Genomic DNA, 13,906 nt, shown 5'->3' with positions numbered 1-13,906 from the left:
TTGTCATTATCCGTTCATCAATGTTAAGAACGGTAATAGCCGTAGATCGCATGATCGAGAATACGACCGTTCAGGCTTTCTTTATTCGTAATTATTCCTTCAAGTGACATTCCGAGTCTTTCACACACGGCTCGGCTTTGGTGATTGTCTACGGCTGCTGAAATCTGCACTTTGTGCATATCTAAATGACAAAACGCGTACTCCGTGAGAGCTTTAACTGAGCGGGTAACAATGCCATTACCGCGATAGTGTTTACTTAGCCAATAACCAATTTCGGCACATTTTGTGTCATGATTTATAGCGTTGAAGCTTATGTTACCCGAGATGGAGCCTTTGTAGAGAATGGCACACGTCATAGACTTGTTATCGGCATAGTCGTGAAGGGAATGCTTTATGAACGAAAGGAAAAAGGCATCGTTAGTCGCATGAGGTGGCCACGCTAGCCACTGACTCAGCTCTGTTCGTTCTTCTGCAACCAGAGCTAAATAACAAGAAGCAAAAGAAGGTTGCACGAGCGCAAGGCTAATTTCATTGTCGATTACAAGTTGGAACATAGGTCTCTCTTTTTAAGAACGGGAAGGTGGGGCTTTTATACAACCGATATAACGATTCTCTCATGTTGGTCTGCCACTTCCATGATAATGCCTTGGGTCTCAGGATCGAGGGCGGCTTCTAAAAGCGCGTCCAGCTGTACGCCATTCTCATCAAATCGCGCAATGAAGTCTTTTGGAAGCAACGACAATAATGAGCGAGCGATACCGAGCGGAAAACTAATGGTTTCTTCTATCGTATCGTCGCGAACGTTGAATGTTTCTATGGTCAGTTTACGCATATACCAACACTTATCTTAAGGATTAATTTCACCGATACTTACAGAGTAGATGAAATCGGTCTATTGATTCGATAAGTTGTATGACTTTGGTGTGAGCTATTCTTAACTTACTAATGCAACTTAATGTATATAAGCGGTTGTCAGTTTAAGATGTATATTTTCCTTAGAGCTTAGAGCTTAGAGCTTAGAGCTAGACGCGCGCTTTGCATAACCACATGATCGTCATTCTTTTCTACGTGTGTCCAGCCGAGTTTTTCATAAAGTGCTGGGATGTGTGTGTAAACGAGCAATTCTGGCTCTTGCTGTTTTAACATAACCGTTTCCGCAAAACGGATTAAGCGTGAGCCAATGCCACGATGGCGATACTCAGGTTTAACGAACACGGCGTTTATCCAAAGTGCGTGGGCATTCGTCAATGGTGATAAAAAGCGGGTGAACACTAATCCACCAAGCAGGCACTCATTTTCCAGCGCCAGAATTGGCGTGGGCACAATGAGTCCGCTCTTCATGGTGATGAGTGGCTCAACGTCTTGCCACTCATGGTTAAACCATTGATATAGTTCTGCAATGTGAAAAGAGTGATCAGATTTCGACTGAGTTAAATTCAACATATGAGTTTGACTGTATTACGTTACGGATGTGGTGACCTTCTTGTTAAGACACAAAGGCGTATGAGTAAAGCCAACCATTTAGGCCGCTAGGCAGGGGTTAGGCTTTCGGTCTCATTTTCACAAAAACGAATCAGATAACCGTTTGGGTCTTGTACGACGAACTGTTTCTGTATGACGCTCTCTCCATCGCAAGCATATTCTTTGCGCTCGATAGTGAGATAAATACTATCAGGGGCATGCGACTTAACGTGGGAAAACAACAAATCAATATCGCTGGTGTCCCATTGCAAGTTTACTCCTCGTCCTAACGGGTATTCTAGAGCTCCGGTTATCCATCGTCTCCCGTCACTATTTAGGCCCTCCAGCATGAGATCTACGCCATAGCGCGTAAGAAACACAAACGCTTCACTCGGGCGTTCATATTTGACTCGAAAACCAAGTATATTGACGTAAAAGTCTTTGCTGCGCTGAATGTCAAAGCAATACAACTCTGGAACTACTCTCATTTTTTCATCCAAGCCTTTAATAATATGAAAGTTATGTTACAAAATATGGGCGGTAAGTATTGTGATGTTGATGAGATTTGATCTAAATTGTTGCGTTTTATGGCGAGGAAGAATGCGAATATATGGGGCATATCTCATTTTATTCATACTGGATAATAGGATGAGCCAGTGTGTTTAAGACAATTTGTTTATGATCCATCGAGATTAGGTTCGTCATATGAGCAAAAGAGGGCTCTGCTCATATGACTGAGTGTGAAAGGGCAGTTAAATCAAATACCAATTATGGTACCTGTCCATCACTCGCGTCGCCCATCACTCGTGTCGGTTATACAGGGGTGCCGGCTTCGTCTTCCTCAACGATGTCTGATTCGGTAAGAGCTTGTCCAATCCATTGCTTGATAGCTGCACTTTCTAAGACGGTGTTCTGATATTGCTTTGCTGCCTTGGATAATGGTATTTGGTAGGTCATAAAACGCAAAGCAACAGGCGCAAACATAGCATCGGCAATTGACCATTCGCCGAATAACCATTGACCGGGATTGTGTTTCATTTGTTCTGACCACAATTGATCGATGCGCTCAATATCTCGATGTGCCTCCGTGGACAAGTTGATATTTCGAATAGCACGACAGTTCATTGGCATCTCATTGCGTAATGCCATAAAACCGGAATGCATTTCAGCAGCGACAGCTCGAGCTTTCGCTCGTGTCGCACTATCTTGAGGCCAACAGGTATTATGAAGATAGCGTTCATTGATGTATTCGAGTATTGCCAATGAATCCCAAACCGTGACCTCTTTATCAACCAGTAAAGGGACCTTGGCCGTCGGTGTCAGAGGACGGAGCGTTTGATAAAATGTCTCGCTGAACAATGGTAGTTTAATGATGTCTGCGGAGACATCTTGCTGAGCAAAAATGAGCCACGCTCGTAATGACCAACTCGAATAGTTTTGATTTCCAATATAAAGCTTCATTCGGGACCTCCTTGTTTGAAGTGCTATCTATAATAAAGGATTGTTTTGTGGGCAACTAACGGATAGTTTTGATACCTACCATTAATGAAAGCGATGGGATCGTTATTCGTTTAAGCAGCATAAGGCATGACATATGGATATTGACGCACTACGCAGCTTTTTAGCTTTTGTTGAAACCGGCAGTTTCACTAGAGCCGCTCGCCAAATAAATAGAACCCAGTCAGCGTTTAGCGCCCAAATGAGAAAATTGGAATCAGAATTGGGAGAAAGTCTATTCGTAAAAGAAGGTCGCAACCTTGGCTTGAGCGAAGCGGGGCTGAGTTTACACGTCCATGCCAATCAGCTGGTCACGATGCATGACCATGCGGTGAGCCAGCTAAAAAGCTATCAAAATAAACGCTCCTTAAAATTAGGCTGCCCAGAAGACTACAATCAATCGTTGCTACCTATATTGATTTCATGCCTACAGGCTTCTTCTCCAACGTGCTCTATACAGGTTTTTAGTGAGCCAAGTGCGACCTTGAGGGATTGGTTAGATACTGGAAAAATCGATGCGGCCATTTTGACTCGCGCTCCTGATAGTGAAGAGGGACACTGGTTAACCGCCGATCAAGGCGTTTGGATTGCGTCTCCGAATTATGCCATTGCTGCCGCACAACCATTGCCGCTTGCGTTATTCCAGGCCGATTGCAAATACCATGCGGCTGCCATCGATGGCTTAACTAAACAAGGACAAGCGTTTCAGCTTTTAGCGTGTTGCAACACGGCATCCGCTCAACTTGGCTTAGTCCGTGCAGGGCTGGCAATTGGCGCGATGGGGCAATTAAGCGTAATGGACGGAGTCGCTATTCTTGATGAGATGCCTGCGCTCCCTACGGTTGATATTGTCTTATCTGTTGGCGCTAAACCTCACCCATTGCTAAATCAAAGTTTGCTGCAGAAATTAACGCAGGCTATGAATAAATAGCCGTTACTCTCAAAGTCATCGTTCCGCTTGATGCAATAATCTTGGCGAGGTGATAACCATTATCATAGTGAAGTGACAACTATTATCGCAATGATAATATATATCGTTATCTTTTATTTATTCAAAACAATCACATTTTATGAGTTTGTTTGGCAGAATATTTATTTGTAGAAGAACAAATAACCGAGCAGTGTAAAGTTATTACCCCTTAAGTAGTATCTTTGATTCGAATCAAAGTGAAGAATAGGTTCGTTTGTATTATGTAGCACAGTAAAAACATAAATATAAATGAGCAATTCGCCATGACTAATAAACTGAAGCAATTATTGACGCCATCGCTCACTCGAAGGGGCTTCCTCAAAACCTCTTCGGTGATGGGTGGTCTTGCAGCTGCGACGAGTGCAATTTCTCTTCCATTCAAATCCTCTAAAGCCAACGCCAGCGACGTTATTCCGACGGAAGAAAAAGTCGTGTGGAGTGCATGCACAGTTAACTGCGGTAGCCGCTGTCCTCTGAGAATGCATGTATCAGACGGTGAAATTAAGTGGGTAGATGCCGACAATACCGGTACGGATAACTACGCTAATAAAGACGTACAAGTACGCGCGTGTTTACGTGGTCGTTCAATGCGTCGTCGTGTCTATAACCCAGACCGTCTAAAATACCCAATGAAACGGGTAGGTAAGCGCGGTGAAGGGAAATTCAAACGCATTTCTTGGGATGAAGCGTATAGCGAGATCGCAAACAGCATTACGTCAATCAAAGAAGAATATGGCAATGAAGCGTTTTATTTGAACTACGGGACAGGTACGCTGGGTGGTACGGTCACCAAATCATGGCCCCCTGGTTCAACCTTAATTGCACGTTTGATGAACCTGACCGGTGGTTATCTGAATCATTACGGCGATTATTCGACAGCGCAGATCGCCAAAGGATTGAGCTACACCTACGGTGGTTGGGCAAACGGTAATTCATTTTCTGATACTGAAAATAGTAAGTTGATTGTTCAGTTTGGTAATAACCCGGCAGAAACACGCATGTCAGGTGGTGGTTTGATTCATCACCTTATAGAGAGCAAAGCCAAGTCGAATGCTCGAATGATCATGATCGATCCTCGCTACAACGATACGGCTGCAGGACGAGAAGACCAGTGGATCCCAATCAAACCGGGTACTGATGCGGCATTTATCTCTGCGATGGCGCATGTCATGATCAAAGAAGACTTGGTTGACCAGCCATTTCTAGATAAATATTGTGTGGGCTATGATGAAAAAACATTGCCTGCCTCTGCGCCAGCAAACAGTGACTATAAATCTTACATTCTAGGATTGGGTGACGATGGCGTGGAGAAAACGCCTGCATGGGCATCGACCATCACGGGCATCCCAACGGATATTATTATCCAAACAGCGCGCGAAATTGGCTCAACAAAACCGTGTGCGATCTACCAAGGCTGGGGTTTGCAGCGTACACAAAACGGTGAAATTGCCTCCCGTGCTATCGCCATGTTGGCGCTGCTAACCGGTAATTTAGGTATTCACGGTGGAGGCTCTGGTGCGCGCGAGTCAGATTACAATATTCCGTTTGTTCGTTTCCCTACACTGAAAAATCCAGTAGATACCTCTATCTCTATGTTTTTATGGACCGATGCGATTGTTCGTGGTCCAGAGATGACGGCAACACGAGACGGTGTGCGAGGCAAAGATAAGCTGGATGTGCCAATTAAATTTATCTGGAACTATGCAGGCAACTGTCTGATTAACCAACACTCAGATATCAACCGTACCCATGATATTTTGCAAGATGACAAAGCCTGCGAAATGATTGTGGTCATAGACAACCACATGACGTCATCTGCGAAGTATGCCGATATCATCCTACCTGATTTAACGACCTCAGAGCAGGCGGATTTCTGTATGGATGGTAAGGCGGCGAACATGCCGTATTTCATCTTTGCTGACAAGGCGATTGAACCTCAGTTTGAAGCGCGTGGCATTTACCAAATTTGTGCTGATCTTGCAGAACGTCTTGGCGTTGGCCAAGCCTTTACTGAAGGTCGAGATCAAGAAGGTTGGCTTCGCCATCTATATGCTGAAACACTTAAGCTCGACCCAACATTGCCAGATTTCGAAACGGTCCGTAAGCAAGGCATTGTTAAACGCAGCGATCCAAATGGTCATTATGTGGCGTATCAAACATTCCGTGAAGATCCCGTGAACAACCCTTTGAATACGCCATCGGGTAAGGTTGAGATTTATTCTGAAGCGCTGGCAAAAATTGCAGCAGAATGGGAATTGCCGGAAGGCGATATTATCCATCCATTGCCTATCTACGCGAGTACATCGGAAGGGTGGGACTCACCGCTACGTGATAAATACCCACTTCAACTTACCGGTTTCCACTACAAAGCACGTTGCCACTCAACATACGGCAATGTTGACGTGTTGAAGCAAGCTGCTCAACAAGAAATGTGGATCAACCCTATCGACGCCAAGCGTCGTGACATTAAGAACGGTGACCGTATTCGTATCTTCAATGACCGAGGTGAGGTGCGCATTTATGCCAAAGTTACGCCGCGTATGATGCCAGGTGTTGTTGCGCTCGGCGAAGGTGCGTGGTACGCACCGGACGGTAACAAAGTGGATCATAACGGTTCGATTAACGTACTGACTTCTCAACGCCCAAGCCCATTGGCGAAAGGTAACCCTCAACATACCAATCTGGTTGAAGTTCAACTAGCAACCAAGGCGTAAGGACTGAATCATGAAGCAATACGGTTTTTATATCGATTCAAGCAAATGCACTGGCTGCAAGACATGTCAGTTATCGTGCAAAGATTTTAAAGATTTAGGTGTTGATAGAAGCTACCGTCGAGTGTACGAGTATGCCGGTGGCAATTGGGTAGAAGAAAATGGCACTTACCGTCAAGACGTCTTTGCTTATTACACGTCTATTGCCTGTAATCATTGCGATGAACCTGCCTGTGCGAAAGTGTGCCCATCAGGTGCGATGCACAAACGTGAAGATGGCTTTGTTGTCGTGGACGAAAAAGTCTGCATTGGGTGTAAGCATTGTGCTAACGCGTGTCCTTATGGTGCGCCGCAATACAACGCTGAAAAAGGTCACATGACCAAGTGTGATGGTTGTTTTGAGCGTGTTGCCGATGGATTTGAACCTATCTGTGTGGGCTCATGTCCATTACGCGCACTTGAGTTTGGCCCAATTTCTGAACTGAGAGAAAAGTATGGCACAAACGCGGACGTCGCGCCGTTGCCTTCATCTTCATTGACGAAACCAAATATTGTGATCAAACCAAACCGTCATGCTCGTCCAACGAATGACACTACTGGTCACCTAGCAAACCCTAAGGAGGTTTAACATGGGATGGCATGAATGGCCTCTGATTATCTTTACAGTCTTTGCACAGACCGCAGTCGGTGCGTTTATTGTATTGGGTTGTCTTAATCTATTTGGCAAAGCAAGTGATGATGTGAAGGCACGCATCAATCGTAATATGTTTTTCATTTGGGTCTTTATGGCTCTGGGCTTTATGGCTTCTACCGCACACTTAGGCAGTCCTATGCGTGCCATGAACGCCTTAAATCAAGTGGGCACCTCTTGGCTCTCGCGTGAGATCCTGTTTGGCTCTGCGTTCTTCGCCTTTGGTGGCCTGTTCTGGTTGTTAGACGTCCTTAATAAAGGCACTTTGGCAATCCGCAAAGGGGTATTGGTCGCTGGCATGATCATGGGCGTTGTCTTCATGTTTGCCATGACAAATGTTTACCTGATCAATACGGTACCAACATGGGATACGCCGTTCACCACATATTCGTTTGCGATTACGGCTGTGCTATGTGGCGTAATGTTGTCACATGTATTGCTCAAAGGAGCACGTTTCGAGTGTTCTGGTTATAACCGAGTAGCTGGAGGCATTGTGATTATCGCTACAGCAGCAGCGGTGCTCACAACAATGGCAATGGTGACGTCGTTGAGCGGTATTGAATCGTCTATTGTTGCGGCGAGTGACCTGGTGCCTAACATGGCGATGGTTCAAAACTCACGCTTTGCGTTGATTTTTGTCGGTGTTGCACTTTGGGTATTGTCATTGCGTAAACAAAGCAACGCCTTGCCGTTTGCTGTATCTGGCTTGGCATTAGTTGTTGTCGCTGAGTTGATAGGCCGAAGTGTATTTTTCGGTCTACATATGACGTCTGGTATGTAATGACTGAGTTGATATAACCACTTAGTCGCTAGCTCAATCAATGCCAAAATGGCTCATACAGAAAACCATGAGTATGACCTGGCTTTGATTGCTAGGCACAACGGGGCAAGTGAGTCACTTGCCCCTATTTATTCACAATCGATTAGAGATCGTTGTATGCAAGATAGATCACCACAAGACGTCGCAAACAAAAAGGTTGAGCCACAAGATAGCATTGATCTTGAGAACCTAAATGCTTTGGCTAAAGTATTGGGTTCTTTGTTTTATTTTCCGCTGACGGATGAAAACAATCAGGCACTAATCACAGCGTTGGCAAGTGAACAACAAGGCGATGATTCGGCGTTTTACCAATGGGCTCAAGTCGTTAAAAGTGAAGGCAGTGACGTACTAAATCAAGATTTCTTTCTTCTGTTTGAGGGGGGCGAAGCTATGTACGCACCGCCTTGGGGGTCAGTGTACCTAGATAAAGAAGAAGTGATTTTCGGTGCAACAACCGTCGCTTACCGTCAGTTTTTACGTGAAAATGGTGTTGAGCTCGATACGGGAATGCGAGAGCCGGAAGACCAATTTGGATTGATGTTATTTGCAGTGAGTCAATTTATTGAAGAAGGTCTGCCGCTTTCGTCAATACAGTGTTTGTTGTCTGAGCATTTACTCACCTGGTGCTATCGCTACTTAGAGCTGGTGGTAGAGCATGCTCAAACGGAAAGCTACAAACAGCTCGCATTAGTGGCCAGTTCATGGTGTGCAGCGGTTCAAGAGCTGTTAGCGATACAGCCAACAGATAAGAAGCTTTATCGATAATGCCAGACAAGGATGAACGCTATTACAAGGCCTACATGGAACATAACACGATCAGTCGCCGTGGGTTGTTCCGTGCGCTATCTGGTGGCGCCAAGCGTTCAACGTCACAGAGCTCACGTGCAATAAGGTCATCACACCATGAACTTGATTCATCGGTGGTCATTCGCTCAGTAGCACGCCCTCCAGGCGCTGTGGAAGAGTTTTTATTTCAACAAATTTGTAATGAATGCGGTGATTGTGCGGCGAAATGTCCTGAACAAGTGATATTGATGAACAATGGGCTTGCCGAGTTGAACCTCGATTATGGCTACTGCGCTCAATGTGGAGTATGCCAGCAGGCTTGTCCGACCGGAGCATTGCACGCACAAAACAACGATATACAGTTGCGACCTAAATTTTTGAGCGCCTGTCAAAATGCCCTATTTGGAGAGTGCACATTATGTGCCGAGCAATGTCCTTCCAGCTCAATTTCTATCGTACCTAATACGAGCCCTGTTGTAGATGAGAAAAGCTGTGATGGGTGTGGCCGATGTAAACAAGCCTGTCCTTTTGCATCCATTGAGCTCAACCTTAATGTTGAGCATTAACAATGATGCGCATTAACAATGGAGTGCACTAGCATAGATGCATAGATGCATAGATGCATAGATGCATAGATGTATAGATGCATAGATGTATAGAGGCATGGTGTCCGCTGGCAAAATCCCCCATTTATTTGCTTGTTAGTACAGCTCACGTACGCGCTGAATAGTAGCGGCTGCATTTTTGTAATCAATGGGCAGTTCAGTGATACGCCCTTGTTTAGCAAGAAATAATGACGGGAAGCTGTTTCCGCCTATAGAGCGTGCAAACTGAAGCTCGTTGAGTAATTGTGATTGTGTTTCGGCCGCCACTAAGTCACGCTCAAACCGAGTCATATCTAACCCAATGTCGTGAGCAAATTCGAGCAGACGGTCGTTGTCACTCGGGTTCTTGGCTTCTAAATAATACCCTTTTTGGATGGCATTATTCATCGCGACTTCAGCGCCTTGCACCCGCGCGGCTAAAATGGCTCGACAAGCCGGGTAGGTTGCCCTTCTTGGGGTATTCTGGGTCCAAAAATCATAGTTAAATTGAGTCCCTAACTGGTGTTCGATTTTCTGCCAATAAGAAGCAATTTGTTGTTGCATGGCATCAGGCATCGGTTGGTCTGTATCGGGGGCCAGCCCTCCAAGCACGAATTCAATAGTGATCTCGTCGGCCAATGACTCTTGAATCAAATCCCATGTCGGTTTAAAGCCCCAGCACCATGAGCACATTGGGTCATAGACGTAGTAAAGCGTTGCTGTTGTAGTGGTTGTCAAAATAAGCCTTCCTGTGGCGGTCTCGTATAAAGTCGATAAGAATAGTTAGTCGACTTGAGTGTGATTTAGGGCGTAATTCCATACACGATAGAAGTAGAAGATGTAGCCGATGCCTAGTGTGAGGATCGAAATAACAAACCAGAGCAATACATGACCAAGATCGCTGAAAAGGTCGATATCACATCGCATTTTTCTTTCGACACCGTGCTCGTCGACGAGGTATGTACGGTTAATGATGAATTTTGAGAAAGAATAGGGGAAAAAGAACATTGCGATGCCGAAGGTCACAATGCACAAGAGCAGCCAAAGTACTAAGTGACCAATAATATCAAATATGGCAACGTCCGCTTTTAATCTCATAGTGATACTCCTTATGGTGTTGATGGACTTTCTGTATATAGACTTTCAGTATATAGAAGCTTGCGCGAGCATAGGCTTATATGGGGGCGCGATACATACACAAAATGCTTGTAGAAAACGTAGGCAAAAATAGGCGCACAACCTACCATTATCAACATAATATTGGAGCTTGTGCGACCTAGATACGAAGCTAACTCATGGGTGCTTCTTGTATCACGGTATTATAGCGCTTGAAAGCGGCATCCAGATCGGCAATAAGATCATCGACGTCTTCTAGGCCAATGTGTAGACGTATCAAGGTACCGGAAAAGTTAGGGTTAGCGACAGTGCGTAATGCATTGAAGCTTTTTGGTTCGTTGGCTAACACTAGGCTCTCAAAACCACCCCATGAGTAACCCATACTAAAATGAGTCATTCCATCAAGAAAGGCGGTGGTGGCGCGTGGGTATGAAGTAGTAAGTACGAACGAGAATAAGCCATTACCCCCGGTAAAGTCACGGTGAAAAAACTCGCTCCCTGGACAAGTTTCTAGGGCGGGATGGCGAACATGATCAACCTCTGGACGTTGTGCTAACCATTGAGCAACCTTGATACTGTTGACGGCGTGCTGACGCAAACGCACATCAAGTGTACGAATACCTCGCAACGCTAGATAGGCATCATCGGGAGACACGCATTGCCCCATCAAATAACTTTGTTCGCGTAATTGATCCCAATATTTTTCTGAGGCGACCGCGGTCCCCATCATGACGTCGGAATGACCAACAATATATTTGGTTGCGGCTTGGATAGAAATGTCGACACCGAATTCGAAAGGGGCAAAGTTAACCCCTGCACCCCAGGTGTTATCAAGCATTACGATGATGTCTTGCTCGTGAGCAATCTCAGCCATGGTTGGTACGTCTTGTACTTCCATCGTGATAGAGCCCGGTGATTCCAAGAACAAAATTTTGGTATTCGGTTGAATAAGATCTCGAATACCTGCACCAATCATCGGATCGTAGTAGGTGGTGTCTACGCCCATCTTTTTCATGATCTTGTCACAAAAATCTCGAGTGGGCTCGTAACAGGTGTCGACCATCAGGATGTGATCGCCCGTTTCAACAAAGGACAGGATCGCATTAGAGATGGCTGCGGTGCCGCAAGGGAAGAGCGCGCAACCCGCGCCACCTTCTATTTCAGTCATGGCATCTTGGAAAGCAAAGTGTGTATTGGTGCCTCGGCGGCCATAAAATAGCGTTTGCTTCGCTCGATTGACGGTGGCGTGAGTTTTCTCAGCAACCGTGTTAAATACAACCGTTGATGCGCGTTGCACTGGTGGGTTGACCACGCCGTTGGTCCATTTTTTATCACGTCCAGCGGTGACGAATTTGGTGGTTTTACTTTCTGACATCAAGAATCCCTGTCTGATTATTTATCGCTCGCCCACTGGTTTGTTTGCCTTTTATTACGTATTAGAATTTTTTTACACGCAAGTTTACGCATATCAAAATCCACATGGATACGAATCAACGACTATTGAATCATGAACATACGCTCCAAGGGAGCGAAGGTTTGTTCTGTGATCAGTACAGTGAACGGAGATGAGTTTACTTAGCAATAAAACACGAAGGCTAAAGAGTTTCAAGTCTTTAGCCTTCGGTTTTTACGATTAGAAACGAAGCAGGGGATGAATAACCTAGGATAAGCCGGTTGGAAGCAAAATCTTACGGCCCGTTAGCCTTGGAATGCGTTATAGCAATGGATTGAACAGGTAGAACAATCGTTCGAAAAAGCGGTGATATAAACTGCGTTGTTTCCAGACAGAATAATCAATCATCTCAGATTTTGAGATGTAGCTGTTTTGGAGTTGGTGCATTTCTTCGGTAAAAATAGGATCTTCGACCGCCAGTGTGACCTCAAAGTTGAGCCACAAGCTTCGCATATCCATGTTGACCGTGCCAACTAGGCAAAAAAGCTCATCAATTACGACTGATTTAGTATGCAATAATCCGCCGTCAAACTCATAAATATTAACCCCTGAGCTAAGTAAATCGGTGTAGAACGCACGCGACGCCCACTGTACCATCATGGAGTCATTCTTTTTAGGAATGATAAGCTCTACGGTCACACCACGTTGCGCCGTTGTTTTTATGGTCTCAAGCAAATCGGCGCTCGGTACGAAATAAGGCGTCGTGATGGTCACTGAGCGTTCGGCTTGATGCATCGCTAGCGTCAAAACTTGACCAATTAACTGATCGGGCATGCCGGGCCCCGACGGCACCACTTGGATTGGCTTTGAATCCTGAGGGATATCAATTTGGCAATCTGGGTGAACGGGAAGTTCACGATCGCCGGTTTCCACTTCCCAGTCCCAACAATGGATGGCGGATAAGACATTCACGGTAGGGCCTTCAATACGAACCATGATATCGATCCATTGACCCACACCAGAGTTTTGTTTGAAGAACGCAGGATCAACCATGTTCATCGAGCCAGTGTATGCCACTTCATCATCGATCGCGATGATCTTGCGATGTTGTCTGAGATCAAGGCGTCGTAAGAAAATCCGCCAAGGAGAAACCTCAAGCCCTTCAACCAGCTCAATGCCCCCGTCCCTTAGCATTTTCGCCCAGTGACTACGAAAGAACGTTGAACTGCCTGCAGAGTCTAACAGCACTTTTACATCAACACCGCGTTTGGCTGCTTGTATAAGAGCAGCGGCAACCGAATCGGCTAGTCCGCCAGGGTGCCAAATATAAAACACCATACGAATACTGTGTTTAGCCTGTTCGATATCTTTGATGACCGACAGTAAGCTGTCTTCAGGGGTCTTGTGAAGTTGGAGTGTATTGCCACATAGAGCGGGAATACCCATTCTATTGTTACAAAGGTTGTCTATCTTTGAAATTTGGGTCCCCAAACCATCTTGGGTGTGCGCTTTGCAATCATTGAGTTGGTGAAACCAGTCTCCAAATGGATGGAACATGTCTCGTGCTCGTTCCGCCCGTTTACGACCAAGATTGAGCTCGCCAAACATGAAATAACAAATGACGCCAACAACAGGGATAATGTAGATAACCATTAGCCATGCTAGCGAAACGCTGACCGCTCGGCGCTTCAGCACTACACGCAGCGTGACACCGGCGACCAGCACCCAGTACAGGCCAATGCCTGCTAGTGTTAGAAAGTGATAGAGCTTATCCATTGAGCCTCGATAGACAATTGGTAAATTAGAAACAATCTCAGAATCAAGTATTTGGAATACTTGCGGTACTGTCAATGTGTTAACTGCATGGAAAGATGTCA

At 45.4% G+C, this 13,906-nt stretch carries 15 protein-coding genes; 6 read left to right on the top strand and 9 right to left on the bottom strand.

What is annotated here, in order from left to right:
• Positions 1 to 23 precede the first annotated feature (23 nt).
• The 5 genes from AB4405_RS08765 to AB4405_RS08745 all read right to left on the bottom strand — a co-directional run bounded on the left by AB4405_RS08765 (position 24) and on the right by AB4405_RS08745 (position 2,922).
• Positions 24 to 554 (bottom strand): GNAT family N-acetyltransferase, encoded by a 531-nt coding sequence (locus tag AB4405_RS08765; RefSeq protein WP_372060469.1) that lies wholly within the window; start codon positions 552 to 554, stop codon positions 24 to 26.
• A gap of 35 nt (positions 555 to 589) precedes the next feature.
• Positions 590 to 832: a hypothetical protein gene (locus tag AB4405_RS08760; RefSeq protein ID WP_372060468.1), complete on the bottom strand. Its 243-nt coding sequence runs from the start codon at positions 830 to 832 to the stop codon at positions 590 to 592.
• Between the two features lie 170 nt (positions 833 to 1,002).
• A complete protein-coding gene (locus tag AB4405_RS08755) occupies positions 1,003 to 1,443 on the bottom strand; it encodes a GNAT family N-acetyltransferase (protein WP_372060467.1) in 441 nt (146 codons plus the stop codon).
• Positions 1,444 to 1,529: 86 nt separating this feature from the next.
• Positions 1,530 to 1,949, bottom strand: a complete 420-nt coding sequence (locus tag AB4405_RS08750) for a bleomycin resistance protein (protein WP_372060466.1) — start codon at positions 1,947 to 1,949, stop codon at positions 1,530 to 1,532.
• A 325-nt stretch (positions 1,950 to 2,274) separates the two neighbouring features.
• Positions 2,275 to 2,922 carry a glutathione S-transferase family protein gene (locus AB4405_RS08745; RefSeq protein ID WP_372060465.1) on the bottom strand — a complete coding sequence of 216 codons (648 nt, stop codon included), beginning with the start codon at positions 2,920 to 2,922 and terminating at the stop codon, positions 2,275 to 2,277.
• Positions 2,923 to 3,055: 133 nt separating this feature from the next.
• Between AB4405_RS08745 and AB4405_RS08740 the strand changes: the two genes are divergently transcribed.
• The 6 genes from AB4405_RS08740 to AB4405_RS08715 all read left to right on the top strand — a co-directional run bounded on the left by AB4405_RS08740 (position 3,056) and on the right by AB4405_RS08715 (position 9,502).
• Positions 3,056 to 3,889 (top strand): LysR family transcriptional regulator, encoded by an 834-nt coding sequence (locus tag AB4405_RS08740; RefSeq protein WP_372060464.1) that lies wholly within the window; start codon positions 3,056 to 3,058, stop codon positions 3,887 to 3,889.
• Positions 3,890 to 4,191: 302 nt separating this feature from the next.
• Complete coding sequence (locus AB4405_RS08735) at positions 4,192 to 6,642, top strand: DmsA/YnfE/YnfF family dimethyl sulfoxide reductase (RefSeq protein ID WP_102470521.1); 2,451 nt, start codon at positions 4,192 to 4,194, stop codon at positions 6,640 to 6,642.
• Positions 6,643 to 6,649: 7 nt separating this feature from the next.
• Positions 6,650 to 7,267, top strand: coding sequence for a DMSO/selenate family reductase complex B subunit (locus AB4405_RS08730; protein WP_408063638.1), 618 nt, complete (start codon positions 6,650 to 6,652; stop codon positions 7,265 to 7,267).
• A 1-nt stretch (position 7,268) separates the two neighbouring features.
• Positions 7,269 to 8,111, top strand: a complete 843-nt coding sequence (locus AB4405_RS08725; protein WP_372060462.1) for a dimethyl sulfoxide reductase anchor subunit family protein — start codon at positions 7,269 to 7,271, stop codon at positions 8,109 to 8,111.
• Positions 8,112 to 8,267: 156 nt separating this feature from the next.
• Positions 8,268 to 8,915, top strand: a complete 648-nt coding sequence (locus tag AB4405_RS08720; protein ID WP_372060461.1) for a molecular chaperone TorD family protein — start codon at positions 8,268 to 8,270, stop codon at positions 8,913 to 8,915.
• On the top strand, positions 8,915 to 9,502 hold the full coding sequence (locus AB4405_RS08715; RefSeq protein ID WP_372060460.1) for a 4Fe-4S binding protein: 588 nt from the start codon (positions 8,915 to 8,917) through the stop codon (positions 9,500 to 9,502). The genes AB4405_RS08720 and AB4405_RS08715 overlap by 1 nt, the downstream gene beginning before the upstream one ends.
• A gap of 135 nt (positions 9,503 to 9,637) precedes the next feature.
• Here AB4405_RS08715 and AB4405_RS08710 read toward each other — a convergent pair whose 3' ends face one another.
• The 4 genes from AB4405_RS08710 to cls all read right to left on the bottom strand — a co-directional run bounded on the left by AB4405_RS08710 (position 9,638) and on the right by cls (position 13,805).
• On the bottom strand, positions 9,638 to 10,258 hold the full coding sequence (locus tag AB4405_RS08710; RefSeq protein WP_372060459.1) for a DsbA family protein: 621 nt from the start codon (positions 10,256 to 10,258) through the stop codon (positions 9,638 to 9,640).
• A gap of 45 nt (positions 10,259 to 10,303) precedes the next feature.
• Entirely contained in the window at positions 10,304 to 10,618 is a 315-nt protein-coding gene (locus tag AB4405_RS08705; RefSeq protein WP_372060458.1) for a DUF6693 family protein, read from the bottom strand.
• Between the two features lie 190 nt (positions 10,619 to 10,808).
• Positions 10,809 to 12,011, bottom strand: coding sequence for a cystathionine beta-lyase (locus AB4405_RS08700; protein WP_372060457.1), 1,203 nt, complete (start codon positions 12,009 to 12,011; stop codon positions 10,809 to 10,811).
• A 339-nt stretch (positions 12,012 to 12,350) separates the two neighbouring features.
• Positions 12,351 to 13,805, bottom strand: coding sequence for a cardiolipin synthase (cls, locus tag AB4405_RS08695; RefSeq protein WP_102470527.1), 1,455 nt, complete (start codon positions 13,803 to 13,805; stop codon positions 12,351 to 12,353).
• Positions 13,806 to 13,906 lie beyond the last annotated feature (101 nt).

The organism is Vibrio sp. 10N.261.51.F12, assembly GCF_041471725.1.
GTDB lineage: Bacteria > Pseudomonadota > Gammaproteobacteria > Enterobacterales > Vibrionaceae > Vibrio.
This window is presented reverse-complemented; position numbering and strand designations above follow the sequence as displayed.

Bases quoted from the DNA above. Each gene is read 5' to 3' on its own strand.
- AB4405_RS08760 (WP_372060468.1), bottom strand. From the start codon at position 832: ATGCGTAAACTGACCATAGAAACATTCAACGTTCGCGACGATACGATA.
- cls (WP_102470527.1), bottom strand. From the start codon at position 13,805: ATGGATAAGCTCTATCACTTTCTAACACTAGCAGGCATTGGCCTGTAC.
- AB4405_RS08740 (WP_372060464.1), top strand. From the start codon at position 3,056: ATGGATATTGACGCACTACGCAGCTTTTTAGCTTTTGTTGAAACCGGC.
- AB4405_RS08715 (WP_372060460.1), top strand. From the start codon at position 8,915: ATGCCAGACAAGGATGAACGCTATTACAAGGCCTACATGGAACATAAC.
- AB4405_RS08720 (WP_372060461.1), top strand. From the start codon at position 8,268: ATGCAAGATAGATCACCACAAGACGTCGCAAACAAAAAGGTTGAGCCA.
- AB4405_RS08745 (WP_372060465.1), bottom strand. From the start codon at position 2,922: ATGAAGCTTTATATTGGAAATCAAAACTATTCGAGTTGGTCATTACGA.
- AB4405_RS08735 (WP_102470521.1), top strand. From the start codon at position 4,192: ATGACTAATAAACTGAAGCAATTATTGACGCCATCGCTCACTCGAAGG.
- AB4405_RS08700 (WP_372060457.1), bottom strand. From the start codon at position 12,011: ATGTCAGAAAGTAAAACCACCAAATTCGTCACCGCTGGACGTGATAAA.
- AB4405_RS08725 (WP_372060462.1), top strand. From the start codon at position 7,269: ATGGGATGGCATGAATGGCCTCTGATTATCTTTACAGTCTTTGCACAG.
- AB4405_RS08750 (WP_372060466.1), bottom strand. From the start codon at position 1,949: ATGAGAGTAGTTCCAGAGTTGTATTGCTTTGACATTCAGCGCAGCAAA.
- AB4405_RS08755 (WP_372060467.1), bottom strand. From the start codon at position 1,443: ATGTTGAATTTAACTCAGTCGAAATCTGATCACTCTTTTCACATTGCA.
- AB4405_RS08765 (WP_372060469.1), bottom strand. From the start codon at position 554: ATGTTCCAACTTGTAATCGACAATGAAATTAGCCTTGCGCTCGTGCAA.
- AB4405_RS08705 (WP_372060458.1), bottom strand. From the start codon at position 10,618: ATGAGATTAAAAGCGGACGTTGCCATATTTGATATTATTGGTCACTTA.